This is a genomic window from Roseovarius nubinhibens ISM (assembly GCF_000152625.1).
GTDB classification, from domain to species: Bacteria; Pseudomonadota; Alphaproteobacteria; order Rhodobacterales; family Rhodobacteraceae; genus Roseovarius; species Roseovarius nubinhibens.
Window position 1 is genome coordinate 1,551,466 of record NZ_CH724156.1, and the last position, 25,129, is coordinate 1,576,594.

The 25,129-nt window shown below is 52.6% G+C and carries 15 protein-coding genes, 1 tRNA gene and 2 rRNA genes; 11 read left to right on the top strand and 7 right to left on the bottom strand.

Annotated elements, in window-relative coordinates; genetic code table 11:
* The first annotated feature begins 194 nt into the window (after window positions 1-194).
* The 3 genes from ISM_RS07510 (at window position 195) to ISM_RS07520 (ending at window position 3,362) form a co-directional block, all read left to right on the top strand.
* Window positions 195-3,026, top strand: a 23S ribosomal RNA gene (locus tag ISM_RS07510).
* A gap of 87 nt (window positions 3,027-3,113) precedes the next feature.
* Window positions 3,114-3,228: ribosomal RNA gene (gene rrf, locus ISM_RS07515) — 5S ribosomal RNA — on the top strand.
* 57 nt (window positions 3,229-3,285) lie between these two features.
* Window positions 3,286-3,362 (top strand) — tRNA-Met (locus ISM_RS07520).
* On the opposite strand, the gene ISM_RS17935 is transcribed toward ISM_RS07520, so the two are convergent.
* The 4 genes from ISM_RS17935 to ISM_RS07545 all read right to left on the bottom strand — a co-directional run bounded on the left by ISM_RS17935 (window position 3,319) and on the right by ISM_RS07545 (window position 9,019).
* Entirely contained in the window at window positions 3,319-4,998 is a 1,680-nt protein-coding gene (locus ISM_RS17935; protein WP_009813533.1) for a recombinase family protein, read from the bottom strand. The genes ISM_RS07520 and ISM_RS17935 overlap by 44 nt on opposite strands.
* A 339-nt stretch (window positions 4,999-5,337) precedes the next feature.
* A complete protein-coding gene (locus tag ISM_RS07535; RefSeq protein WP_009813534.1) occupies window positions 5,338-7,281 on the bottom strand; it encodes a type IV secretory system conjugative DNA transfer family protein in 1,944 nt (647 codons plus the stop codon).
* Window positions 7,281-7,850 (bottom strand): hypothetical protein, encoded by a 570-nt coding sequence (locus ISM_RS07540; protein WP_156783337.1) that lies wholly within the window; start codon window positions 7,848-7,850, stop codon window positions 7,281-7,283. Before ISM_RS07540 ends, ISM_RS07535 begins: the two co-directional genes overlap by 1 nt.
* 14 nt (window positions 7,851-7,864) lie before the next feature.
* Window positions 7,865-9,019: a hypothetical protein gene (locus tag ISM_RS07545; RefSeq protein WP_156783338.1), complete on the bottom strand. Its 1,155-nt coding sequence runs from the start codon at window positions 9,017-9,019 to the stop codon at window positions 7,865-7,867.
* A 290-nt stretch (window positions 9,020-9,309) separates the two neighbouring features.
* Between ISM_RS07545 and ISM_RS18220 the strand changes: the two genes are divergently transcribed.
* The 5 genes from ISM_RS18220 (at window position 9,310) to ISM_RS07565 (ending at window position 18,927) form a co-directional block, all read left to right on the top strand.
* Complete coding sequence (locus ISM_RS18220) at window positions 9,310-10,128, top strand: hypothetical protein (protein ID WP_009813537.1); 819 nt, start codon at window positions 9,310-9,312, stop codon at window positions 10,126-10,128.
* A complete protein-coding gene (locus ISM_RS07550; RefSeq protein WP_009813538.1) occupies window positions 10,125-10,487 on the top strand; it encodes a hypothetical protein in 363 nt (120 codons plus the stop codon). The genes ISM_RS18220 and ISM_RS07550 overlap by 4 nt, the downstream gene beginning before the upstream one ends.
* A gap of 953 nt (window positions 10,488-11,440) precedes the next feature.
* Entirely contained in the window at window positions 11,441-14,314 is a 2,874-nt protein-coding gene (locus tag ISM_RS07555; protein WP_198011652.1) for an SNF2-related protein, read from the top strand.
* 48 nt (window positions 14,315-14,362) lie between these two features.
* Window positions 14,363-16,114, top strand: coding sequence for a site-specific DNA-methyltransferase (locus ISM_RS17940; protein WP_040617943.1), 1,752 nt, complete (start codon window positions 14,363-14,365; stop codon window positions 16,112-16,114).
* Window positions 16,111-18,927 (top strand): DEAD/DEAH box helicase, encoded by a 2,817-nt coding sequence (locus ISM_RS07565; RefSeq protein ID WP_009813542.1) that lies wholly within the window; start codon window positions 16,111-16,113, stop codon window positions 18,925-18,927. The genes ISM_RS17940 and ISM_RS07565 overlap by 4 nt, the downstream gene beginning before the upstream one ends.
* A gap of 87 nt (window positions 18,928-19,014) precedes the next feature.
* Here the strand turns inward: ISM_RS07565 and ISM_RS07570 are convergent, their stop codons facing one another.
* Window positions 19,015-19,503 (bottom strand): GIY-YIG nuclease family protein, encoded by a 489-nt coding sequence (locus tag ISM_RS07570; RefSeq protein ID WP_254655663.1) that lies wholly within the window; start codon window positions 19,501-19,503, stop codon window positions 19,015-19,017.
* Here ISM_RS07570 and ISM_RS07575 point away from each other — a divergent pair.
* Window positions 19,487-19,708, top strand: coding sequence for a hypothetical protein (locus tag ISM_RS07575; protein ID WP_009813544.1), 222 nt, complete (start codon window positions 19,487-19,489; stop codon window positions 19,706-19,708). The genes ISM_RS07570 and ISM_RS07575 overlap by 17 nt on opposite strands.
* A complete protein-coding gene (locus ISM_RS07580) occupies window positions 19,701-22,097 on the top strand; it encodes an AAA family ATPase (RefSeq protein ID WP_009813545.1) in 2,397 nt (798 codons plus the stop codon). The genes ISM_RS07575 and ISM_RS07580 overlap by 8 nt, the downstream gene beginning before the upstream one ends.
* A gap of 233 nt (window positions 22,098-22,330) precedes the next feature.
* Here ISM_RS07580 and ISM_RS17945 read toward each other — a convergent pair whose 3' ends face one another.
* Window positions 22,331-23,140, bottom strand: coding sequence for a DUF429 domain-containing protein (locus tag ISM_RS17945; protein WP_083780913.1), 810 nt, complete (start codon window positions 23,138-23,140; stop codon window positions 22,331-22,333).
* 4 nt (window positions 23,141-23,144) lie between these two features.
* Window positions 23,145-23,693, bottom strand: a complete 549-nt coding sequence (locus ISM_RS07590; protein WP_040617945.1) for a gamma-glutamylcyclotransferase family protein — start codon at window positions 23,691-23,693, stop codon at window positions 23,145-23,147.
* A gap of 492 nt (window positions 23,694-24,185) precedes the next feature.
* Between ISM_RS07590 and ISM_RS07595 the strand changes: the two genes are divergently transcribed.
* Window positions 24,186-25,103 carry an ArdC family protein gene (locus ISM_RS07595; protein WP_009813548.1) on the top strand — a complete coding sequence of 306 codons (918 nt, stop codon included), beginning with the start codon at window positions 24,186-24,188 and terminating at the stop codon, window positions 25,101-25,103.
* Window positions 25,104-25,129 lie beyond the last annotated feature (26 nt).

Genomic DNA, 25,129 nt, shown 5'->3' on the forward strand with positions numbered 1-25,129 from the left:
CCAAGTCAAGTACACTAACCTAGTTCGAACCACAGGTTCGGACATAGTCCACTTCATAGGAAGTGGGCGGGAAAGTATGCTTTTGATCTGGAATAAGGGCTGCGGTTTCTTACCAGCTTCCGCAGTCGCGCGAGACGCGCACTCAAGTAGCCGAAAGGCGGTAGTGCACTTAAAGTCTTGCTTTTTCTGGATCAAATCAAGCGCGAGAAGGGCGTTTGGTGAATGCCTTGGCAGTAAGAGGCGATGAAAGACGTGATACTCTGCGATAAGCCATGGGGAGCTGAGAATAAGCTTTGATCCATGGATTTCTGAATGGGGCAACCCACCTGATACTGTGTTATTGTTGCTGCTTCGGTGGCATTCAATAATGCGGTAAAACAGGTACTTTTAGACTGAATACATAGGTTTAAAAGAGCAAACCCGGAGAACTGAAACATCTAAGTACCCGGAGGAAAGGACAGCAATAGCTACTCCCCTAGTAGCGGCGAGCGAACGGGGACCAGCCGAGCCAGATAAGTGACTAGAACATGTTGGGAAGCATGGCCATAGCGGGTGACAGCCCCGTATAGGAAGCTTTGATGGACGTATTAAGTAGGGCGGAACACGTGAAATTCTGTCTGAAGATCGGAGGACCACCTTCGAAGGCTAAGTACTCCTTACTGACCGATAGCGAACCAGTACCGTGAGGGAAAGGTGAAAAGCACCCCGACGAGGGGAGTGAAACAGTACCTGAAACCGAACGCCTACAATCAGTCGGAGGGGCCTTGTGCCCTGACGGCGTACCTTTTGTATAATGGGTCATCGACTTGGTCTATCTAGCAAGCTTAAGCCGTTAGGTGTAGGCGCAGCGAAAGCGAGTCTTAATAGGGCGCATGAGTTAGATGGATCAGACCCGAAACCGAGTGATCTAGGCATGACCAGGATGAAGGTAAGGTAACACTTACTGGAGGTCCGAACCCACACCTGTTGAAAAAGGTCGGGATGAGTTGTGCCTAGGGGTGAAAGGCCAATCAAACTCGGAGATAGCTGGTTCTCTGCGAAATCTATTTAGGTAGAGCGTCATCCGAATACCCTCGGGGGTAGAGCACTGGATGGGTAATGGGGCCCCACAGGCTTACTGATCCTAACCAAACTCCGAATACCGAGAAGTACTAGATGGCAGACACACTGCGGATGCTAACGTCCGTAGTGGAGAGGGAAACAACCCTGACCTCCGGCTAAGGCCCCCAATTCATGGCTAAGTGGGAAAGCAGGTGAGACGTCCAAAACAACCAGGAGGTTGGCTTAGAAGCAGCCATCCTTTAAAGATAGCGTAACAGCTCACTGGTCTAAATAAGATGTCTTGCGGCGAAGATGTAACGGGGCTCAAGCCATGAGCCGAAGCCGAGGAGTGCATAGCACTGGTAGCAGAGCGTAGTGTGACATAGTTCCATTCCTCCTTAGCATCCTTCGGGGTGCATTGGAGGAGAGGAGCTTTCGATGAAGCGGGCGCGTGAGCGATCCCGTGGAGAGATCACTAGTGAGAATGATGACATGAGTAGCGACAAAGAGTGTGAGAGACACTCTCGCCGAAAGTCCAAGGGTTCCTGCTTAAAGCTAATCTGAGCAGGGTAAGCCGACCCCTAAGGCGAGGCCGAAAGGCGTAGTCGATGGGAACCAGGTTAATATTCCTGGGCCAGATGGAAGTGACGGATTGTGAAGGTTGTTCACCCTTATTGGATTGGGTGGGCCGCTAATCAGTCCCTGGAAATAGCTCCATCATGAGATCGTACCCTAAACCGACACAGGTGGACTGGTAGAGCATACCAAGGCGCTTGAGAGAACGATGTTGAAGGAACTCGGCAAAATACCTCCGTAAGTTCGCGAGAAGGAGGCCCAGTTTCTACGCAAGTATTGGCTGGGGGCACAAACCAGGGGGTGGCGACTGTTTACTAAAAACACAGGGCTCTGCGAAGTCGCAAGACGACGTATAGGGTCTGACGCCTGCCCGGTGCCTGAAGGTTAAAAGGAGGGGTGAGAGCTCCGAATTGAAGCCCAGGTAAACGGCGGCCGTAACTATAACGGTCCTAAGGTAGCGAAATTCCTTGTCGGGTAAGTTCCGACCTGCACGAATGGCGTAACGACTTCCCCGCTGTCTCCAACATCGACTCAGCGAAATTGAATTGCCTGTCAAGATGCAGGCTTCCCGCGGTTAGACGGAAAGACCCCGTGCACCTTTACTACAGCTTCGCACTGGCTTCAGGCACAACATGTGCAGGATAGGTGGTAGGCTTTGAACCAGAGACGCCAGTTTCTGGGGAGCCATCCTTGAGATACCACTCTTGTTCTGCTTGAAGTCTAACCGCGGTCCGTTATCCGGATCCGGGACCCTGCGTGGTGGGTAGTTTGACTGGGGCGGTCGCCTCCTAAAGCGTAACGGAGGCGCGCGAAGGTTGGCTCAGAGCGGTCGGAAATCGCTCGTGAGTGCAATGGCAGAAGCCAGCTGACTGCGAGACTGACAAGTCGAGCAGAGTCGAAAGACGGCCATAGTGATCCGGTGGTCCCAAGTGGGAGGGCCATCGCTCAACGGATAAAAGGTACGCCGGGGATAACAGGCTGATACTGCCCAAGAGTCCATATCGACGGCAGTGTTTGGCACCTCGATGTCGGCTCATCTCATCCTGGGGCTGGAGCAGGTCCCAAGGGTACGGCTGTTCGCCGTTTAAAGAGGTACGTGAGCTGGGTTTAGAACGTCGTGAGACAGTTCGGTCCCTATCTGCCGTGGGTGTAGGATACTTGAGAGGAGTTGCCCCTAGTACGAGAGGACCGGGGTGAACGATCCACTGGTGGACCTGTTGTTGCGCCAGCAGCAGTGCAGGGTAGCTATGATCGGACAGGATAACCGCTGAAGGCATCTAAGCGGGAAGCCCCCCTCAAAACAAGGTATCCCTGAGGACCGTGGTAGACCACCACGTCGATAGGCCGGAGATGTAAGTGCAGCAATGCATTCAGTTGACCGGTACTAATTGTCCGATAGGCTTGATTTGATCCAGTAATAGCAAGACTATTACAGAACAAAATCAAAAGCATACACACAATGCGTACTTGACTTGGTACTCAGGAACTTTCCTCGGTTTGGTGGTCATAGCACAAGCGAAACACCCGGTCCCATCCCGAACCCGGCCGTTAAGCGCTGTCGCGCCGATGGTACTGCGACTTAAGTCGTGGGAGAGTAGGTCACCGCCAAACCTAGAAAAGTTCCTCAAGTATCTCTCAATACAAACAAAATCGAACAAACACCCCTGTCGCGGGATGGAGCAGCCCGGTAGCTCGTCAGGCTCATAACCTGAAGGTCGTAGGTTCAAATCCTACTCCCGCAACCAACTTATCCTGCGAAGCGCCCTCTGGGGCGCTTTCGCTTTTTGGATCAACGCCAAGCGCCGCCCAACTGGCAGCAATCGTCGTATCGTTGATTTGCGATGTAGGCTTGGGACCGGCAGCCAATGTCAGGATGCCAGCCAAGTTGCCGTGAAGATCAGCCACCAAACGGTTTTCGCTTTCGTGCGGTGACAAAACGATCTTCTCGATCAATGACCGAACGATGTCACCCGCTTCGGAGCGATGCTCCGGCGTGTTCATCGTCTCGATCAATTTCCCCAACTGCTCACGATATCGAAGAGCCATGCTGGGGTGTAGCAGAGGAGGAGCCTCCTCCACATTGTCGAGGAGGGCTACCAAGTGCACTCTTCGATTCTCAAGTTCATGCATCTTATCCTTGATCGGTGCGACAGGCGCACCGTCAGCGATGGCATCAACCATCTGGGAAAGACGCTTCTTAACTCTTTGCAGCTCTTCGCGATGAAAATCAAAAGCCGCATCATGTTCACGGCGCAGCTTATTCATATGCTTGGTGTACTCTTCGCAGAATACGCCACAAAGCTCATCATCCATCAGGTAGTGCTTAAGCGCGCCAAGGACGTCTTGCTCAAGGTTCTCACGTTTCATAGTCCGCTTGTTGGAGCACGTGCCCTTGTTGCGGGCATTTGAGCACCCTGTGTGCGTCTGCGAGACCATCGAGAATCCGCCACCGCATTCCCCGCATTTAATCAGACCGGAAAAAAGGTTGCGCGGGCGTTGCTTGGTCCAGAAAGTCTTGCCTTTCTTGTCTAGTTTGCGCTGCCGATCTTTTGCTTGCTGCCATAGCTCTTCATCGACAATCAGCAGATCAGCCACGTCCTGAATGATCCAATCCGCTTCAGGATTGAGTTTCGATACACGCTTTCCAGTCTCTGGATTCTTCATGTAGGTGAGCCGGTTCCAAACCAGACGCCCGATGTACAATTCATTGTTCAGGATGCCGGTGCCGCGCTGACGGTTACCGTTGATGGTGCTTTGGCCCCAGCTATTGCCTGTTGGCCCCGGAACGCCTTCCTTGTTCAAGCTCATTGCGATTGCTTTGGGCGACTTACCGGCAGCGTATTCTTCAAAGATGCGGCGCACGATAGTCGCCTGCGCATCGTTTATCGTCCTATGGCCACGTTCATCACCGGAGACGATATCGTAGCCATAACACTTGCCACCGCCGGATAGGCCCTTCTCGACTTTGCCAACAAGCCCGCGATGCGTCTTCTTTCTCAGGTCAGAGAGAAAGAGGGCGTTCATGGTGCCTTTCATGCCGATGTGGAGTTCATTGATCTCACCTTCGGCGTAGGTCACGAGCTTCACGCCTGCGAAGACCAGCCGCTTGTAGACCGCTGCGATATCTTCCTGATCACGGCTTATCCGGTCGAGCGCTTCGGCGTAGACCTGATCAAAGCGTCCTGCCGCTGCATCCTGCATCAGCATCTGGATTCCAGGTCTCATGAGCGAAGCACCTGAGACCGCGTGATCAGTATAGCTCTGGTAGACCTGACCACCTGCGTCGCGCACCTTCTTCTCACACAGCCTGATCTGGTCCTCGATGGACGCGTCACGCTGTAGGTCAGTAGAGTAGCGGGCATAGATAGCGGTTCTGGTCATGGTCTTCCTTCAGTGTTTCGTTGGGTCCTTGTTTTCCTTTAGCTTCTTCTTTCGCTGACGCTGGAGCAAGCTTTCATAATCCTCCTCGGCGGCGCGCCTGGCCAAAAACTTGGCCAACTCGCGAAGCGGCTGATCGGATTGGACTTTTCGTGTATCACGAAGTGCCTTCCGCCAGCTGTTATCAGACCGCCGACTAGACATGCTACGCTACTTTCTTGTGTTTTTGGAGGAGAAAAGGCTGTGGATAACTCTTCTCAACCTCTAGTTTTATTTTACCATTTGCATGCACGAGATCGCAAAAAGGCATTCCAAAAACATGGTTTTTCAGTGGTTTAGCCATCAGATTGGCCCTCCAGATTTACGCCAAAAAACGAGCGGGCACTGGCCGCGACCGGTAAGCGTGAAAGGCTGGCTGACGACCGGAAGACCGGCATATCTGCACCAGTTGTAGCTGTGCGTGTACTCGATACGGAGATGTGGCCAGCCAAAGCTAGCGATTATGAGAGTGCCACCGGCCAGAAGCAGAACCGGCACTCCGGGAACTAGATGCGCAAGACTGGCCAAAAGTGGCCGGACCAGAGGCCGCTTCGGGCGATCTATTATCCTTTTGCCTGCGCGCGTTGCGCGGGCAACGCCGTTCTTGATCCGCATCTTCACACGTCCCAAAAACGGCTTGTTGCCATGAAGAGGGTTCGGCTTGAGTTGGTGACGATAGGGCTCGATCTCGTGCGCGCCTACTTTCAATAGTTTGGCGGGACGCATGTTCTTGATAAAGATGATTTGCTCATCTTCCGGCAAACGACGGATTTGATCCGCCGTCAGAAGTGGCTTCGAGCGACGACCAAGGTTTAGCGACGGAATGCCGAGAACATCATGGCCAAGACCGAAGCTTTCTGAGCTAAGCTCCTCTTCGCCGAGCATGCGTGAGACGAGCTGTGCCGTTTGATCGGAGGCAACACCGAAAAACTGTTTTACGTCCGTCTGGCTTAGTATCGTTGAGAGGGCTTCGCGCCCATAAGCGCGCGAAATCTCATCGAGCTCCTGGACCAGCATCCAGCAGCGAATTCCATAGGAGCCAAGAGCAGTGAGCGCGTTCGGAAGACCGCTCAGACGATAGTTTGTGAACTCATCAAGCAAGAAATAAACAGGCGTGTCATTGTTCTCGCGAACAAGTTCGCGTAGCGCGGCCCAAATAACGAGCCCTAGCCAGGGCGCGAAGACATCCATGCGGCTATAGTCGCAAATCAAATAGAGGGTGGTCTTTCGCTTCTTCAGATCGCTAAAGCGGAAATCGCAGGTCTCCATCGACGGAGCCAGACGACCGCTTGGCCCGAACGGGGCAAGTGACTGAAGCGCGCCCTCGCGGAAGGACTCGAAGTGCTTGGGGTTCTCTTCCCAGACGCTCTTGATGTTGCGCGCCATCGCCGCCAACTCGCCGCCAAGCACATCACTTGCGATTGCGTCGTCCAGAAGTTCGCCGAAAAGTACATCATCGCTCAGCACTTCGTACACGCGGGGAATATTCGCGTCGTGTGCATCGCGCAGCACGCATTGCGCAACTACCGTGAAAACAAGCTTCTTACGCGTTCCGTTCGGCCAGAAGGGGTCACGGTCTCCACCTGGCGGCGGAGCATGCAGTTGCAATGCCATGGAACGCGCTTCCGAAATTGTGTCCTGCGGCGCATATGCATAGGCATCCAATACAATCTGCATTGGGTTGTATGCCCAGTTGGACCGTCCGAACTGGTTCGCTGGATTGACTTCAATGACATCCTGTCCGAGGTAGCTTTTGCGATGGTCAGCGGACTGGGCGGCGAGGTCGCCCTTCATGTCTGCGACGATGCAGCTTGCGCCAAAGTCATGACACAACGCAGGAAGTATGAATGAGGTTGTCTTGCCCTTCCTGGCGGGCGCGCAGGTCAGGCCATGGACGGCATTGCTGATGAAAAGCGGCTGACCCTCCAGAATCCCGAGAAACAAACCTGCGGACTTGCCCAGCCCAGCTTTGCGGGCTTCCTTCGCGCTCAACCATTTAGCCGATGCTGGCGAAACTTTGGGGCGATGCGCGCGAAATGTGCGTGAGACCTTGGTCGCAAGCGCGGTGATTTCTGCCGTTACGCCATAGACCCCGGCAATGGTAGCCACCGCACCCAGCCCCCAGACGATGAGACCCCAGTCAGCACCATGGGGAGCCTTGGCGACCAACGGCCATGTCTTATAGAGCGCAGTGCCAAGTGCGGTTGTGACGAGCAGTTTCGGCACAAATTTCGATTGCTGTTGCATCAGGTGGTTCCTCCTGGCCAAGGACAGGAGGCGAGAGCGGCAGACACCTCACCGGCATCGAGTTCAAGCAAAGCAAGGTCGGTATCGCTCAGATCGAGAACCGTGATCGCGCCAGTAGCGTCCCTGGTGGCAACGCCAACGCGGGGATCGAGGCCGCCGCTATCTACGATGGCCCAACAGAACGATCTGACGAGGCCGCTCTGAGTAACGGCGTCTTGGTAGATCGTTCCGACAACAAGGCTTACGCCATATTTCAGCTCTGGTCCCTGCGCGAATTCGAGATCGCCGCTTACTAAGGCGTCTTCTGCAGCTTGCCGTGCAGCTTCGGCTGCCGCCCTCTGCCGGTTGGCAGCGGCAGTTGCGGCGTCAGCCTGCCGGATTTGATCCTGGGCGCACGTGCTGCCCGTTAAGGGATAACCCGAAAGGCAGCGCAGCTCTCCAATCGCGTCTCTCAGTATTGCCTTGTTTGGTAAGGCCAGCGAGAGCACGAGGGCGGCAATCGCCCCGGTGAAGACAAGTACCATTACAAAACCGATGGCAGTGCCGAGCATTCTCTTAATTGCAGTCATTGTTTCAGTTCCTTCTATGAGCCATAGCGGCGTGGGTTACGGGCGCGGATGGCAGCCGCCCAGAAGAGCAATGTCGAAAGCGGTGCGAAAAGGTCGATGCAGGCTGAAATGGCAAGCTGCGGCAGGTGCAGTTTCCAGTGCTCCAGCACCAGTGTTTGGCTCGGCTTGATAACCGCCCGGCCAGGCTCAGGCCGTGCCAGTGCCTCCATCCGCTCGATCAGACCAGCGATTGCTTCACCGGATTCCCGCTCTTCTTGGATGATGGACGCAATCGCCTGTGATTGGGCCGATGCGAGCGTGCTGCCAGTGTCTTCCAGCGCAGCAATAGAGTTTGCCATTGCCTGCGAGCTGGCACGAATACCGTTTGTGCGATCTGCGTTTTCGAGTTCCAGCAGATAAGAATCCATCCGGCGTGCCAGATCGATAAACTGGAGCTCGCGCTGACCAATGCTGCGGTTGCGGTCATAGATGACGCGGTCTAGCTGGGCGCTGAGCGACTGTATTTCGCCCATACGGACGGTGTTCGCAGTGATCGTCTCTTCGAGCGCCTCCGCGATGGCCGTCTTGGCTTCGCAAAGCTTGAGAAACTGGCTTGTGACGGCACCCGCGCCCCGCGCTCCTGTGATCACCCCGGAGGCCAACTCTTGCTCGTAGCGCGTGCACGCTGCGCGGGCTTCAGGCTCCACGACGAAGAGGGCATCTTCCATGGCGCTTGCGCGTGGTGCGAGGATGCGTGCCTTTTCTGCGTAAAGGTCGGACTGACGCTGAAGCTCAAGGCCCCGAGCACTGTCCTGTGTGAGCCCGATGAACGATGTGTAGGTGCTGGACAGGGCCAGCATCACCATCAAGACAACGAGGACAACAATCCCGATGCCCCGAGCGGCATGGGTCACATAACGCGGTATGAGGCGCATCGCGTAGTGCCACAACACGAATTGGGCACCCATAGCACTGGCCGTGACAAGCAGCGCAATGCGGCTAAGATGATCACTGACCCCGCTCATGAATTCTGCCATGGCGAGGACGCCTGTGTAGCTGGTCCACCAACTGCACAACAAAAAACCGATCATCAGCAAAGGCTGATAGTAGAATTGATAGATATTGGAGAAGCGGCTTGCTTCGTCTGATGGTTCAAAGGAGACTGGCCCCTGTTCATGGATGTTTGTCACGTCAAGTTCCCTTCCTATTCAGATGCCGCTCGACACAGATCGGGCGGTCGCCGGAATCGAATTTTCCGACGTCATTTGAGACAATTCTCTTTTTTGGCGTTGCTAGACGTTTCCAAACCTTTCTGGGTTGGCTGCGTCCATTTTGGCCTGAGACATACATGGGCCAGATTCGGTGATTTGGGACGCAAAAGGCGTTTGCGTCCGTGAACGAGTGGGTTCATCGACGTTCGCGCTTCTCACCAACTTGGCGCGCGTGCTGCCGACATATAGTCGAAGACTACGTCCGGCTCGTGAAGGAAGAAGAAGGACAGGCTTTAGGTTCTACCAAACTCGCCAAGGCCATGAGAAAGCCGCACGAAATCGCGGGAGATCAAATCGCCAACATGCAGTTGGAAACCCTGTTAACGCGCCAAGATGTCGAAGCTTGGCTACGCCGTGGCGTCGAGTTTTCTGATATGAAATTCCATTTCGTCAATTATTTTGCGCAGTCACTTCTAAAGTCTGAATATGGACCATCTCTCAGAAAGAGCCTGGAGAAATTCCGTTTGGGGGGCACCGCTGAAGCGCTTGGAAATCTCTATATGCTTCAAAAAGTTTCGGATTTCCGAAAAGAGATGTGTCGGGAGTTGCTCGATAGAACATTTCAGATTTCAAATAATGGGGATGAAGCTGCGACAATAAGTATGAAATTCTGTCATGACTTTCATGGTGTGTTCTTCGCACGCATTGCAATTTCTTCGTCAGAAACGAATTCTGCGTTTGATCTGATAATGAACGCCAGAATTCTAAGCGGGTATTTTGTCCCAACCCATCTGGGCGCTTACGGTCCAGACGGAATAACTGATCTGCAAGGTGTGTTCGCGGTTCAGGACCCACTGCTTTTTAATGCACTGTCCCACAGAACAGCATACGATAGCATTGGACTGTCGGGCCTACATTATGGCGAGGAATCAATGACTCTCCTGTTGTCCCCGTTTCCGGTATTAGCGGAGCTTGCTCCAAGGTCAGAAGCTCTGAGGGATGCCAACGTCAGACTGAAACTCGATATCGTGGATGATCCACGACTAACGAAGCTATTTGGAAGTCTGGAAGGCGCGGTGCTGTCATGAGCAACTTGGCCGAAGAGGTAACCGAATTTGGTGCTCGTCCTGACATCTTCCGTGCTGCTCGCGAAGACAATGCACAAATGCTACGCGCTGCCCTTGATGCGGGAGAGTCACTAACTCAAGTCGAGGAGCAAACCTTCAGGAACCCTCTGCATATCGCTGCCCTTTTTTCTTCTCGAAACTTCATCAGGGAGGCGCTTGCTCATCGCACTGCTGAGCCTTGGTCGAAAGATGGAAGCGGCCTTCTACCTGCCGATCTTTGCTGGCTCAAGAATGACTTCGAGACCCACGACATTCTGTTTGAAGCTATGTATTATAAAGGCTGGTTCCTTGATCTTTTCAACGACCAGGCAAACCCATAGACATTTGGTTTTTTGGTCAACATCGGCAATAAGAGCGAAGGCAAGGTGTCCCTGGTAGTACCATGACTTTCCTTCGGAAACTCTTGGCACTCCTATTCAGGGCTACCTTGGCAAGGGGGCCCGCTGCGCGCCCCCGTTGCATCCCCCCGGCCTTGGCTCTTCATGGGCATTGAACCCATTCCAGAGCCAGCAGACCGTATCGCCGGTCAAACACTCGCGGGAGACTTCGCTCTCCCTGCACCCATCGATGCTTTCAGCAGGATCGGGGGCTATCGCGCCCCCTGAACCCTCTCGCAGGACTTGGAGACGTGCCTCTCCACCTGCACCGAACCATGCACGAACGGCTGGCCGTCCGATCACCAATCAGGGGAGCATTCTGCGCTACCCCCGATACCCCCACGACCATTTCATGGAGACCAACCTTACGCAGTTTGGATGCGCGCCATGTCATGGAGACGATTTCATCGAGACCAGGAAGGGACCATATCATAGCTGCCCTTCCTTGGGACCATCCCATCGAGCAGGAGCCTTCGTGCCCCTTGCATCGCTGACCAACCGTCCGCAGGTTAGATGCCGACTTCTTGTACAGGCTAGCTCTCGCTTTCGATACCCACTACTCTTCCTTAAACCGAGCACCAGTGTGTGCTTCGCTCAATTTTTGGAACTGGGGGTAACGCGTTAATATCTCTGGAAAAATGTAGATTCTTTGGCTACACTTCATATAGACTCAGGACTTGGGGCTTCGCATACTCATTGACATGGAACTGCGCGAGCGGTTCCTGAAAGTATGCGAAGACGAACACAAATTGGCAGTTCAAGTCCTGACAGAATACACGCGGCATTATGTTGCTAAGCGAAAAGGGAGCGGTCAAGTGATTCCTGTGCCAAAATAAATTGATGGCACAGATTAGCGATGAAATGCTGAGAGACTATGTTTGGAAAAAAGAGATTAGATGCTGCTGGCAATAAATGAAAGGAAATCTGCGTTGGGTGATGAGGGAAATCCCAGCATGAAAAATCGGATTTCGCCTCATCAAACCAAGTTGCTGGCCCACCTTGTGACGTTGGAAGGTAGTCCCACAAACGATATGTCTCGGACGCTGGCAAGCGCACGCGTGGACATGAACCCTCATCAGGTTGAGGCCGCACTATTCGCCCTCCGATCACCCTTATCTAAGGGTGTCATCTTAGCAGATGAAGTTGGTCTCGGAAAAACTATTGAGGCGAGTCTGGTCATTGCTCAGCGATGGGCGGAGCGAAGACAGCGCATAATTCTCGTGGTTCCAGCGACGCTGAGAAAGCAATGGGCGCAGGAGTTGCGGGAGAAATTTGGCCTAGAAAGCGTTGTTCTAGAAGCCAAAGCTTACAATGCGGAGCGCCGCGACGGTATTACAAACCCATTTGATCGAATCCGGCCAATTACCGACCCTGAAATCGTAATCTGCTCTTACCAGTTCGCGGCGTCAAAGAAATCAGATTTGGCGGGCGTTCCATGGGACCTAGTCGTTTTTGATGAAGCACATAAGCTTCGAAACGTTTGGCGAAAATCGGGTGCTACGATAGCTCAGGCCCTCAAGGTGGCCTTTGAAGGTTGTCAGAAGTTGCTCCTATCAGCGACTCCGCTTCAGAATTCGCTTATCGAGTTGTATGGGCTGACGACTATTATCGACGACCACTTCTTTGGACCAGAAGCATCATTTCGTGCCAACTATATGGTTGGGAAAACTGGGGCCCAAAACCTACCGGTTCTCCGTGAACGGCTAAACAGCATTTGTGCACGGACACTGCGCCGCCAAGTGCAGGCTGAGGGCGGTATATCATTCACGCGCCGTCTGTCGATCACCGAGGATTTTACGCCTTCAGCCGAAGAGCAGGCGCTCTACGAACGTGTGTCCGAATACCTTCAACGTGAGGACCTAAAAGCGTTCAATCCAAAGGGTCGGCACCTTGTTACATTGGTCCTACGTAAGCTGTTAGCTTCTTCTCCGACGGCAATCGAAGGTGCGCTTGGCAAAATTGTTGCTCGCCTAGAACTTGAGCAACAGGCAGCGGAAGAAGACCTCGATGATTTCGAAACAGGGGATGAATACGAAGACGGCTTCGATGATGGTGATGAAGGTGAGGTGGAAAGACTATCTCTTGCGGCTGAGCTGGAAGAGCTAAAGGCGACAAAGAGTCTAGCTGCAGGGGTGCAGCGCAGCGCAAAGGCCGATGCGCTTTTGAGGGTCCTTCAGCGCGCAATGGATGAAGTTCAGAAGCTTGGTGGACAGCGCAAAGCTGTTATTTTTACTGAATCTGTTCGTACTCAGATGTTCCTATGTGATCTGCTCAACCAGAACGGCTATGGCGGAAAAATCGTTCTGATGAACGGTTCAAACAATGATCCAGACAGCCGATTGCGCTACAAGGCCTGGGTTGAACGGCACAAGGGCACTTCGGTCATATCTGGGTCCAAGGCAGCAGACACCAAAGCTGCAATCGTTGAGGCGTTCCGTGACGATGCTGACATCCTGATTGCGACTGAGGCTGGCGGTGAAGGGGTCAATCTCCAGTTCTGCTCGCTTCTGGTAAACTTTGACCTGCCGTGGAACCCTCAGCGCGTAGAGCAGCGTATAGGACGGGTTCACCGTTATGGTCAAAAATGCGACGTAGTTGTCGTCAATTTCATAAACCGGTCCAACCGCGCAGATGAACGAGTGTTCGAGCTTCTCGAAGAAAAGTTCGCATTGTTCGATGGCGTATTTGGGGCCTCCGACGAAATCTTGGGCGCTATAGAATCTGGCGTGGACATCGAGCGACGTATTCTCGACATCTATCAGCAATGCCGATCAACAGACGAGGTGGAGCAGGCTTTTGACGATCTTCAGGCTGAAATGGACGCATTGCTGGCTGAGAAAGACACCGAAACTCGCGCTAAATTGATCGAACACTTCGACGAGACCGTTGCAGAGCGGCTTAAAGGGCGGCGAGAGGAAACCGGGCTCATGCTGGACTTATTCCAGCGGCGTCTTTTGGCGCTGGTGCGCGGCGTCTGGCCAGATGCTCGGGTAGACGGGCATCAGTTCCACCATCAAGATGAAACGTATACCTTGGACTGGCGTGAAGCGGAGACTGGAGCGGCGACATTCTTCCGGCTAGGAACACCTTTGGCGGATCACATGTTAGAAGCAGCTAAGGCGGCTGATTTGCCACCCGCGCGCCTAACCTTTGAACCTGACGCCTATGGAGGACACCTCGCAGATGTGGCCGCACTCCGGGGAAAATCAGGCACTCTCACCGCAGGGATCATGACGATGACCAGTCTCAAGGCGCGCGAAGAGCTAGTTATTGTCATGCAGGCTGATGACGGCACTCCTTTGTCAGAAGACACGGCTGCGCGCCTTTTGTTGGTTCCAGCCAAGGCTGATGCTCCGTCCCGCTCGTTTGACCCTCAGGCACTGGAAGATGCAGTGCAGGCCGCACTGGTAGAGCGACGAGCGCGAGCTGCCAAGGAAGATGAGGCGTTTTACGCCGAAGAGCAAAGCAAGCTTGACGCTTGGGCCGACGAGGCGAAAGCAGCTGGCAAGCTTGAAATCGACGCCATGGGCCGCGAGATTAAACAGTTGAAGGCTGCGGCGCGTAGAGCGAATGCACTTGATGAAAAGCTGGCGTTGCAGCGCGAAGCAAAAGCGCTCGAAAAACTGCGCCGCGACCGTCAAATGTCGCTTTATGATGAAGAAATTCGGATTGAGGAGGAGCAGGACGCGCTTCTTCATCGCGTAGAACAGATGTTAGAGATGGGCACGACATGGAAACCTCTGGTTTCTATCCAGTGGACCATTCAGTGAGAAATAATAGAAGGGCTGCAAATAAAGTGGCTGGATTAGGAGAATGACGTGGCAGGCAAAAATAAATTAGAGCTGACTTGGATCGGTAAGAGCAAGCGCGAGAAACTTGAGCCGCGTGTGCTAATCGAGGATAAAGGCATGGGCTATTCTGGAAAGTTTTTGGTCCAGGGCGCCGATGCTCATGACAATATTTTAATAAAAGGTGATAATTTACTTGCCTTAAAGTCCCTAGAGGCAACACATTCCGGAATTGTTAAGTGCATTTACATCGACCCTCCTTATAATATTAGGGCCGCAACGCCCTACTATGAAGATGGCTTGGAAACCTCTGAATGGCTTAGCTTGATGAAGGACCGCCTTAGTCTATTGAAGCGACTCTTGTCACCTGAAGGTGTAATTTTTGTTCAAATTGATGACCGTGAGTTAGCCTATTTAACAATTTTGATGGACGAGCTTTTTGGAAGGCAAAATAGAGTAAATATCATATCAGTAAAAATGTCTGAGGCCACCGGAGTCAAGATGACGCATGCGCGTCGGAGGTTGCCCAAAACAAAAGAATTTATCCTGTTCTATACCAATGGAAATTCTGTTGATATTAATCCTGTTCAGGTTCCGCTCTCAGAGTGGAACAATGAATATAAGGAAATACTTTTAAATATCGATAATGAGACTCTTAGTGAGGTAAAAGAGATTATTTATCAAGAAAAGGGCTGCGATGCGGATATTGCAACGCTTAACCAACTTATAAAAGACTGCAAGATAACCAGCCTTTCCAAATACTTTTCTGAGAAAAATATAACCAAAGACCAGGAGAAAGATGATTTTAAATGGGCTAACGCATGGCGCATTGTTCAAGCCGTGGGGGCAGGCAGTATAAAAGATCGGGCACTCGCTGTTCGACAAGAGGGGTGTGATTTGTCAGCGGTAATTTCTTCAAGAGGGAAGCTTAGTGTATTTAAGACGAACTTCGATTCTTCCTCGCGGGACCCAAGAATTAGACTCCTTTTTGCTGACAAATATTTAACATACAACCCAGGTGATTTTTGGACCGACATTAAGACGGCTGGGGGAGTTGCTGACGAAGGTGGAGTAAAGTTCCCCAAAGGAAAGAAGCCAGAAGCTTTGTTGCAAAGATTGATTTCAATGGTAACCAAGCCTGGAGATATTGTTTTGGATTCATTTGCGGGGTCCGGCACCACGGGTGCTGTAGCTCACAAGATGGGCCGGCGTTGGATCATGGTTGAACTGGGTGAGCACGCAGAGAGCCATATCGTCCCTCGTCTCAAAAAGGTGATCGACGGTCAGGACCCCAGCGGCATCACAGAGAACGTTGGTTGGCAGGGCGGTGGTGGTTATCGCTATTTTCGGCTCGCCCCTTCACTTTTGCAGAAGGACCAATGGGGCCAACATGTTATCTCGAAAGACTATAAGCCCGAGATGCTAGCCGAAGCAGTCTGCAAGCTCATGGGCTTCACCTATGCCCCTAGCCAGAACCACTTCTGGCAGCACGGTCATTCAACCGAAAACGACTTTATCTATGTGACCACCCAACGCCTTACCTATGACGCTCTTCGCAAGTTGAGCCATGAGGTCGGCGAACGACGCACGCTATTGGTCTGTTGCCGTGCCCATGACGAAAATACCTTTGACAATCTCACGGTACGCAAAATCCCTCACGCGGTTATGGCCAAATGTGAATGGGGCCGTGACGATTATTCCTTAAACATTCAGGAGGCATCAGCGGAGCCAATTACCGAGGGCGACCTGGACGAAGACGACACCGTGGAGGCCGCAGAATGACCAATATACCTGAACTTGATAAAATCGGACGCGCCGTCGCACAGCGCCTGTCACTGCGCCCACCCCAATCCGAAAGCCTTGCCATTCTTGGTGATGTTGCAACCCGTGTTGCGGACGAGCTCGGTGGTTTGAAAGATGCTGACACCGCAGACGTGTTGCGCATCGTGCAGGATGCCTATCCTCATGTCACCGACTTTGAGCGCGACTTCCCCTCACTTTCCTTCGCACTTGCCACTGGCGTCGGAAAAACGCGACTGATGGGTGCGTTTATCGCATGGTTGCGCGAAGCCGGTATCAGCCGTCATTTTCTTGTCCTGGCACCCAACCTGACGATATACGACAAGCTGAAGCTCGACTTTACTCCCGGTACGCCGAAGTATGTGTTTAAGGGGCTTCCGGTTTTTGCAACGTCACCACCTGTGCTGGTCACCGGCGATGACTACGAAGATGGACGCGGTGTGCGGGCCGAAGATGGACTTGGCACCGGTCAAGGCCAGCTAGGCTTTGAGGGTGACACCATTATCAACGTCTTCAACATTTCGAAAATCAATGCTGACAAGGACGCCCGAGGCGTGCCGCGCGTAAGACGTTTGCAGGAATACATCGGGGAATCCTATTTCGACTATCTCGCTGGACTAGATGATCTTGTCTTGCTGATGGACGAAGCGCACCGCTATAGGGCCAGCGCCGGTGCTAAGGCCATCAACGCGCTGAAGCCGATCTTGGGACTTGAACTCACGGCAACGCCCAAAGCGGCAGGTGCGGGCGGTCAAGACTTCAAGAATGTGGTCTACGGCTATTCATTGGGCCAAGCGATGCGGGACGGGTTCGTAAAAGAGCCTGCCGTCGCAACACGCGAGAACTTCGATCCCTCCGGCTACAACGACGAAGAGTTGGACCGTATCAAGTTGCAGGACGGCGTTACCTACCACGAGAAGGTGAAGGCAGACCTGGAGGTTTTTGCCCGATCTGAAGGCGTGGCGAGGGTAAAACCATTTGTGCTCGTTGTAGCAAAGGACACGACACATGCCGGTGAACTTGAAACTTACATCAAGTCTGAGGATTTCTTTGATGGTCGCTACGCGGACCGAGTGATTCAAGTCCACTCAAATCTCAAAGGCGAGATGAAAGACGAGTCGATTGCCCGATTGTTGCAGATCGAAAGTCCCGATGAGCGCACAGAGATCGTGATCCATGTCAACAAGCTGGGCGAAGGTTGGGACGTGACCAACCTATTCACAATCGTTCCACTACGCGCTTCGGCCTCCGATATCCTTACGGAACAAACAATCGGTCGCGGCCTCCGTTTGCCATACGGGAAACGAACCGGTAACGAAACTGCGGACACACTAACCATCATCGCCCATGAGAGATTCCAGGCTATCGTGGATGCAGCGCAAAATCCTGAGTCTCTGATAAAGAAGAGTTTCACGATTGGCGAAGGAGGGACTGTTTCTCGTACCCCCGAAGTGCCAGTCCATGTGCCATCACGGTTCGAAAGTATGATGACTGGAGAGCGTCCAGGCTTCGGAAAGCCGGAAATGGGCGGCGAAGTTGCACGTGTCATAGACAGCGAAAAAACTCAGGGTGCTACTGGCGAAGAAACATCGCCGCCGCCGGTCTTGGCAACGCCAGAGGCGCGCAAGACCGCAGCCGCAATCTTTAAACTCACCTCAACGCCGGGGTCTCATATGGATGTGACAGACCCAACTTCGCACACGAAGATTGTGGCGGCAGTGAAGGAAAGCGCGGCTCAAAGCCCCGATCTCTTTGGAGAGGGCGGTTCACCGGAAGAAGCCGACATTAGGAAAGTTCTGACAACCATCGCAGAACATGCAGAGAGAGAGTCGATCTCAATTCCACGAGTAGTTGTTGTGCCAAAAGACGATGTGAGTTTCGGATACAACGACTTCGAACCCAAAGACCTCTCGCAAATCAGCTATACGCCCTTAGAAGAAAACATCATTGTTCAAGAGATACGAACTGGTAAGCGCCGACCGAAGATTGAAGCGAGTGCTGCGCTAAAAGAAACGCGTCCTGAAGACTATATTTTGCGGGCAATGCTGGATCATGGCGACATCGACTACGATGAACATGCGGAATTACTCCAAAAACTGACCAGTGCCGTCGTTGACCACCTCCGCAGTTATCTGCCGGATGATGACGCAGTAGAAAAGGTTGCGTATCAATTCGAGCGTCCTCTTGCAGGTAGATTGGTGGAGCAGATGCGTCAGCATCGTTGGAACTCCCCCACCGAATATGAAGCGCGTGTAACAAAAGGCACCGCCACCTTAAAACCGCTGGATTTCACTGCGCCGAGCGATGCTCCATTGCGCCCTTTCAGCTACAAGCCCGGTTCAAAGGAAGAACTCCTTCGGACGTTGTTCACCGGATTTAAACGTGCTCTGTATCCTATACAGAAGTTTCACTCAGACCCTGAACGGCAATTCGCTGAGGCTCTTGAGCATAGTGGTCAGATCATGAAGTGGATGAAGCCTGCGCGAAAACAAATGCAAATAGAATGGGGCGCTGGCCAATACTACGAGCCTGATTTTGTGGTTGAGACAGCCAATGAGAAGTGGTTGGTCGAGATCAAGATGCGAAAAGAAATGAGCGCTGAGGATGTCGTATCAAAAGCAGAGGCAGCAATGAAGTGGTGTGAGCATGCATCAACTCATGAATCTGCATTTGGCGGTAAGCCTTGGGTATATATGCTCGTTCCAGATGATGAGGTAGCAGGAGCCACGCCCGAAAAATTGCGCCAGACTCACGCGAGGAAGGTCGCCAAGAGCGAGATGACTGCTGCTCAATAGGTGGCGGCAGTCAAGGATGCTTTTTGCGCAATGCGGGCAACTCTGTATTCCGTATGAATGTCCAAGTTTCGCACAAACGGAAATTAATCAATCAAAGAAAGACCAGTCAACTGAAGCTGTTATTGGGATCGATGCTTCAGACGGCTTATGGCCCGACTGACCGTTACAGATTGGAAAGCACCCGTAATTCTTGAGGAAATCGCTTAAGAAAAAATTTTCAATATCAAAAAGGTTATCGTTGCCGTAGTTGCTCAATACTTGGGCGGAATAGTACGTGAACTTTACGTTCTGCGACGTCGCATAGTTGCTAATGCCAGCATTCCCAGATTGACCTGACAAATGGCCTCCAAGCCTCTTAAATAAGCTGTTTTGCTTCGACTCGCTCATACCAATGTAAATGAGCTTTGAAGCAGAGAATGGGTACGCGATCTGACTGTCAGTCAGGTAAATGAAGTAAATACCAGAAACTCCACGAACAAACTTGATTTCTTGCTCGCTCAAGTTGTAGGTTTGTGTAAATAAAATGCGCATTTTTTGATAATAAACAAGGGGATAGGGCTTGACCACCAAAAACATAAAAACTGCCACTGACGTCATTGCCGAGTTCCTCGACAGCCAGTGTAAGGACGAATCCCTCGACGCAGGCACCGTGGCCGCTGTCAGCACTCTTCGGAAGGACGATGATCTTAGCAAGGTTAAGCTGCTGCGAAAGCTTGAAGAGGCGCGCAAGGCAGCGCTCAAGCCTGATGCGGTCAACGCAGTGGAGGCCGGTAATGACTAAAATTCGGAAGATCACGGTTTCTCGCTTTCGCGGCGCGCGCTTCGTGCTCCCTCTCGATTTTTCGAAGAGTACGAAGAGTGTTGCCATCTTCGGTGAGAACGCATCGGGCAAGAGCACGATAACAGATGCCCTTGAGTGGTTCATTCATGACCGTGTGGACCACTTATGGCGGGAGGACTGCAAACAGGACTCGCTGCGCAATGTGTTAGCCGACGACAAGCCCAGCAGCGTCGAACTGGTTTTTGATGGCACTGACCGCAACGGGAACAAGGCGCTCTCGGAGGCGCTGAAGACGTCAGCCACCTTTGCCAATGAACATGTGGCGCAGCTTGTTTCCGACTTGAAAAGTGACAATATCATTCTCAGACACGCCGATATTATTAACTTTCTGGATAAAACAAAGGGCGGGAAACGTGAGGCCATTGCTGACATTATTGGCTATAGCGAAATTACGAAATTTAGAAACGTCATTCTGCAGACGAAGAACCAGCTTGAAAAAGAAACAGAATATACGACGGCAAAACAGCAGATTCAGCGCCTGCAATCAGGAATGATTTCGGAAGTAGGGCAAGTTGTTCCCAACAAACAAGAATTCTACAGCGTGGCCGCAAAGGTCATGAAGCCATTTGCCCTCAAGACACTTGTCACTGACGAAGATTCCTACACTGAAGCACTGGAAGAGCTGCGGGGACAAGGCAGTAGCGAAGAAAAGATACGCCTGGCAGAAAGGCTTGCGCATCTTGAGAAAGTTTGCGGCGATCTTATCGCCGACATTGATCAGCTTTCAGATGATGCCACGGCATTTACAGATATTTACAACGCCCTCGCTAAGGAGAGCGAGAACGTTAATAAGCTGCGGCTCAGCGACTTTCTAACGCGCGGCAAGGCAGTCCTGGATGACAAGGTCTTTACTGATCCGCAATGCCCGTTTTGTCTGGAGCCATATGAGCTTGCCCAACTCCAGAATGAGGTTGGCAAGCGCTTAGAAGCGTTAGAGGCCTTGCAAAAGCAGCTCGACGAAGCAGGCACGCTCAAGGATGCACTTGCCGAGGCCGTCACCAACGCAGGCGTCAAGACGAAAACCATCATAGAGACCTATTCCGATCTGGAGGATTTCTCATCGCTAATCGAGACTGCGAAGTCTGCGCGCCTCAACCTGCGCGACTATCTGAAAGCGCTGAAATCCGCCTTTGAGGACAAGAAAGTTTTTGAGGTCTCCGCTGATTTCGATGCCGATCTCAAGGCGTTGCGTTCGGAATCTGAAAAGGCCGCGAAGCAAGCCAACGAGGCTGCCAAGAAGCTGCAGCTCACGGAGCTGGAGAAGAAGGTCGCGGACGCATCGACCAAGCTCAAAATGGTCAGCGAGCTAGTGAATGATTTCGAGACTTATCAAAACATAAAGGATGCTTACGAAGTTCAAATCATCACGCTCTCGTCGATGCTGGAAGCCTTTGTCAAGGTTCAGAACAGCACGCTTCAAGCCGTTCTGGACACCATCAGCTCTGATGTTGGTGATTTCTACAAGGCGCTTCATCCCAAGGAGAGCGTGGATAAGGTTCGTCTGACAATGGTTGGCGATGAAGGTGTCGAATTTCAATATGCTTTCCACGGTAAGCCAACACAGCCGCCACGGAAGTACCTGAGCGAAAGCCATCTCAACAGCCTTGGTGTGGTACTGTTTCTTGCCAATGCCCGCATCTTCAACAAGCACGCCAAATTCCTTGTTCTTGATGACATCGTCACAAGTTTCGATACATCACATCGCCGCAGGCTCCTGCGACTGTTAAGGGATGAGTTTTCAGATTGGCAAATCATCATCCTGACACACGAGAATGTTTGGTTCGACATCATTAAAAGTGAAATGGGACAGCATGGCTGGATTTTTCATGAGGTCCAGTCTGATGGTGCCAATGGCATTGTTCTCGAAAATAGCCCCGCAACTCTAAAAGAGATCATCGAACAAAAGAAGGGCAAAGAAGACGTCACCAACGACCTACGCAAACTTCTAGAGTTAGTACTCAAGAACATCTGCCAGTCACTTGAGGTCAAAGTTGCCTTCCGCTTTAATGAGTTCAACGAAAAGCGCATGTCCGGCGAATTGATCAGTGCACTGCGTTCTACATTGACCACCAAGTCTCCTGATCTTTTGAATACAAAAATCTTCTCTGATCTGGCGGGCTCGGCCCTCATTGCTAATCTGGTCTCTCACGATAATGCTGACAAGATCGTTGGCGGAGACATTGATGTTTTGCTTGAAGATATCGAGAAGCTTGTCGCGCTTTTTGTGTGTGAGCATTGCAGCCGTCATATCCGTGCAGATGTAGATGTACCCGGTGAGAAGGTCATTTCCTGCAAGTGCGGCAAGTCAAAGATTCCTTGGAAATCTTAATCACACGCACCCTCCGTGCCGGGCTGTCGTGAACCGAGCCTGCCTTCGCCAGTCTCGGCCAAGCGGCTTCCATCCCTTGCGCAATCTATTTCTAGCCATGAACGGCCCCCCTGCGCGTCAGAAGCTAACCCGATATCGCTGCACCCGGACTGTTTGTGAGGGCGGAGCACTTCGGATTCAAAATAGCTCATTCTAACCATCTTAGCGCACACGCCCACCGGTGCGTGTCAGCCTCAAAGCAGGTGTGGGTCCGCGATGTGGCCTTCCAGGGCGTCAAAATTATCGGGTTTCCCATAGCCGCTTTCCCGCTTGCTCCAGGCCCATGCTGCTTGAACTGCGCACAAAAGAGCATCTAGATGGTCGGCTCCAGGATCATCACAAATGCCCTCTGGCGCATCGACTGCAAATCCATAGCGCGTGATCGCGTCATTTTTCAGGCGATGGAAAAGCTCACGGCGGGCTTCGAATTTTTCATCTGTCTGTTTGCGCTTAGTGTCGCTCTTGTAGCTTCTGCGGTTGATAAGGGACCGCGCCAGAATGCCAGGATAAGCTTCGACAACGATCCGCAATGGATCGCCCTTCTGCATGTGGGGAATTGTGACACCAGAGCCAAGCAAACGCGGCGCTCCTTCGAAGAACATCAATGCGACAGGAACACCGTAAAGCTTTTGGGGGCTAATTGAGCTTGCCAATTTGTCAGTTGCCCGTCTGTGCTCTTTGTTGCCAATGGCCCGTAGCTTCTTGTAGTTCAAAAGAACATCCCGGAATTCGCTGCGTTCCAGTGAGCCGACGTGGGCGACATAGTCTGCCCAAGATAGCGGCCAGCCTATGTTTTTCACAAATTCACGCGACTGGCCGAATGGAAAATCAATCCCCGCTATCCAAGGTCCGTTGCGCTGAAGACCAGCTTCGAACATCTCAAAATCGGTCCATTCTTCTAAAGTATCGGCGGATAGTATTTTGCCGTCGAAAGAACAATGCAAAGCGGTGATCGGCTTTCGAGAAGAGGGGACGCTCGTAAAATCAATTCCTATAACGTGCATCGTACTATTCTTGCTTTATTAACAGGGCATTATGATCACGATGCTCATGCAACGAAAGCGCCTTCAGTGCGTCTTGGCGGCTTTTTCTGGTGTGGTCATCGTCGACGACGTGCTGATGAAGGCGCAGCTTCCTTAAATGGTCTTCACCGAGAGTGTGGTGTTGAGCCCCCGCAATTACTAATGCCAGGTACCAGTCAAAAGGTTTGAGTTGCATATTGGTGAGGCTGGCAATGTAAGTCGTCGCAGTGACCTGTTCAGAACCTTGACTTAATTGAACTGAGAGGTTTTCCATACGATCGTAGCCTGAACCGGCACCCTCAGCACGGTCCAACGCGTTCAGCTCACTTTTTTTGATTTCGAAGAGCGCCCCAGGAGTTGCAAAGTCGTTGCCTGGAACCAAAGTCGCCTTGCCTGACCCATCCTTGCTGAGCTTGGAAAATTCAAGGTCAAACTCGTGCGTCGTAGCGACACCGATCAGCTGAGCGCTTGGGCAGCGAGCGACCAGACGGGCTGGCAACATATTTGATCCATAGGCAAAATATAGAAAACTCATGTAACCCCAGTTCTTGGTTTGAATATAGAAGTTTTATAGGGCATTTCCTCTCGTTTAGTCATTAAAAAATAACGATTTTATCTTACGGCCTGCACATTTCGCTGCTCTGAAGAATGTACGCATATCAGTGCTCTGACACCCGTTCGGGCATTTTGCACACCCTTGCGGGCCGGGCTTTCGCGCGCCGAGCCTGTAGTCTCGGCCCTTGGGGCATCAATCCCTTGCGCAGGCGGACAGCAGCGCTGCCCTTGAGGCAGGGCGCGGGCGCTTTGGCCGCCCGCGCGATTACCTTTTCTTTGATTGGGGGCTGACACCCCATCAACCATCAAGACCAAGCCCTGCGCTATGGCTGCGGGCGAAGGACATGGGCCGTGGCTCGCTGATCGCTGCGCCCGCACCACTCCCATGTCCTTCGGTCTGGACGGTCTCCCCCCTCTCTTCGCCAGAGGGGCAGATCGGTTGCATGCGCAACCGATAGCAGGAGAAAAGGAAATGAAGACAGATGTTTATCAGAAAGTAACAGACAAGATCATCGCTGATCTGGAGCAAGGCGAACTGAGCTGGCTCAAGCCGTGGAGCGCTGGCAATCTGGAAGGCAAGATCACCAAGCCGCTACGGCATAACGGCCTTCCCTATAACGGGATCAATATCCTGATGCTGTGGGGCGCGAGCGTCGAGGCTGGTTATCTCTCCCCGTACTGGATGACATTCCGCCAAGCCAAGGAGCTGGGCGCGCATGTGAAGAAGGGCGAGCGCGGCAATCTGGTCGTGTACGCAAACACCATCACCAAGACGGAAGAGCAGGACGACGGCAGCGAGGAAGAGCGCAAAATTCCTTTCATGAAAGGCTATAGCGTTTTCAACGTCGAGCAGATCGAGGGTTTGCCGGAGCAATACTATGCGAAGCCCGAGCCGGTCATTGATCCGGCCTTGCGGATCGAGCATGCGGATGGGTTCTTTGCCGCCACGCGCGCCGACATTCGCCACGGCGGGAACAGCGCCCATTACAGCGGCGGCAGTGATCATGTGCAGATGCCAGCATTCGAGACATTCCGTAGCCCCGAGGCATACTATGCGACCCTTGCCCATGAGCTCACACACTGGACAAAGCACAAGAGTCGTCTTGATCGTGATCTAGGGCGCAAGCGCTGGGGCGATGAAGGCTATGCCCGCGAGGAACTTGTTGCAGAACTTGGCGCAGCATTTCTTTGCGCCGATCTTGAGCTGACACCAGAGCCGCGCAGCGATCATGCCGCCTACATCCAAAGCTGGCTCAAGGTCTTGAAGGAAGACAAGCGCGCGATTTTTGCCGCCGCCGCGCATGCGCAACGCGCCGCAGATTTCCTGCATGGTCTTCAGCCCTTGATCGAGGACGAGCAACCCCGAGCAGAGGAAGGAGTCGCCGCGTAAGCGGCGGCTCCCCGCATGAGGGAGGC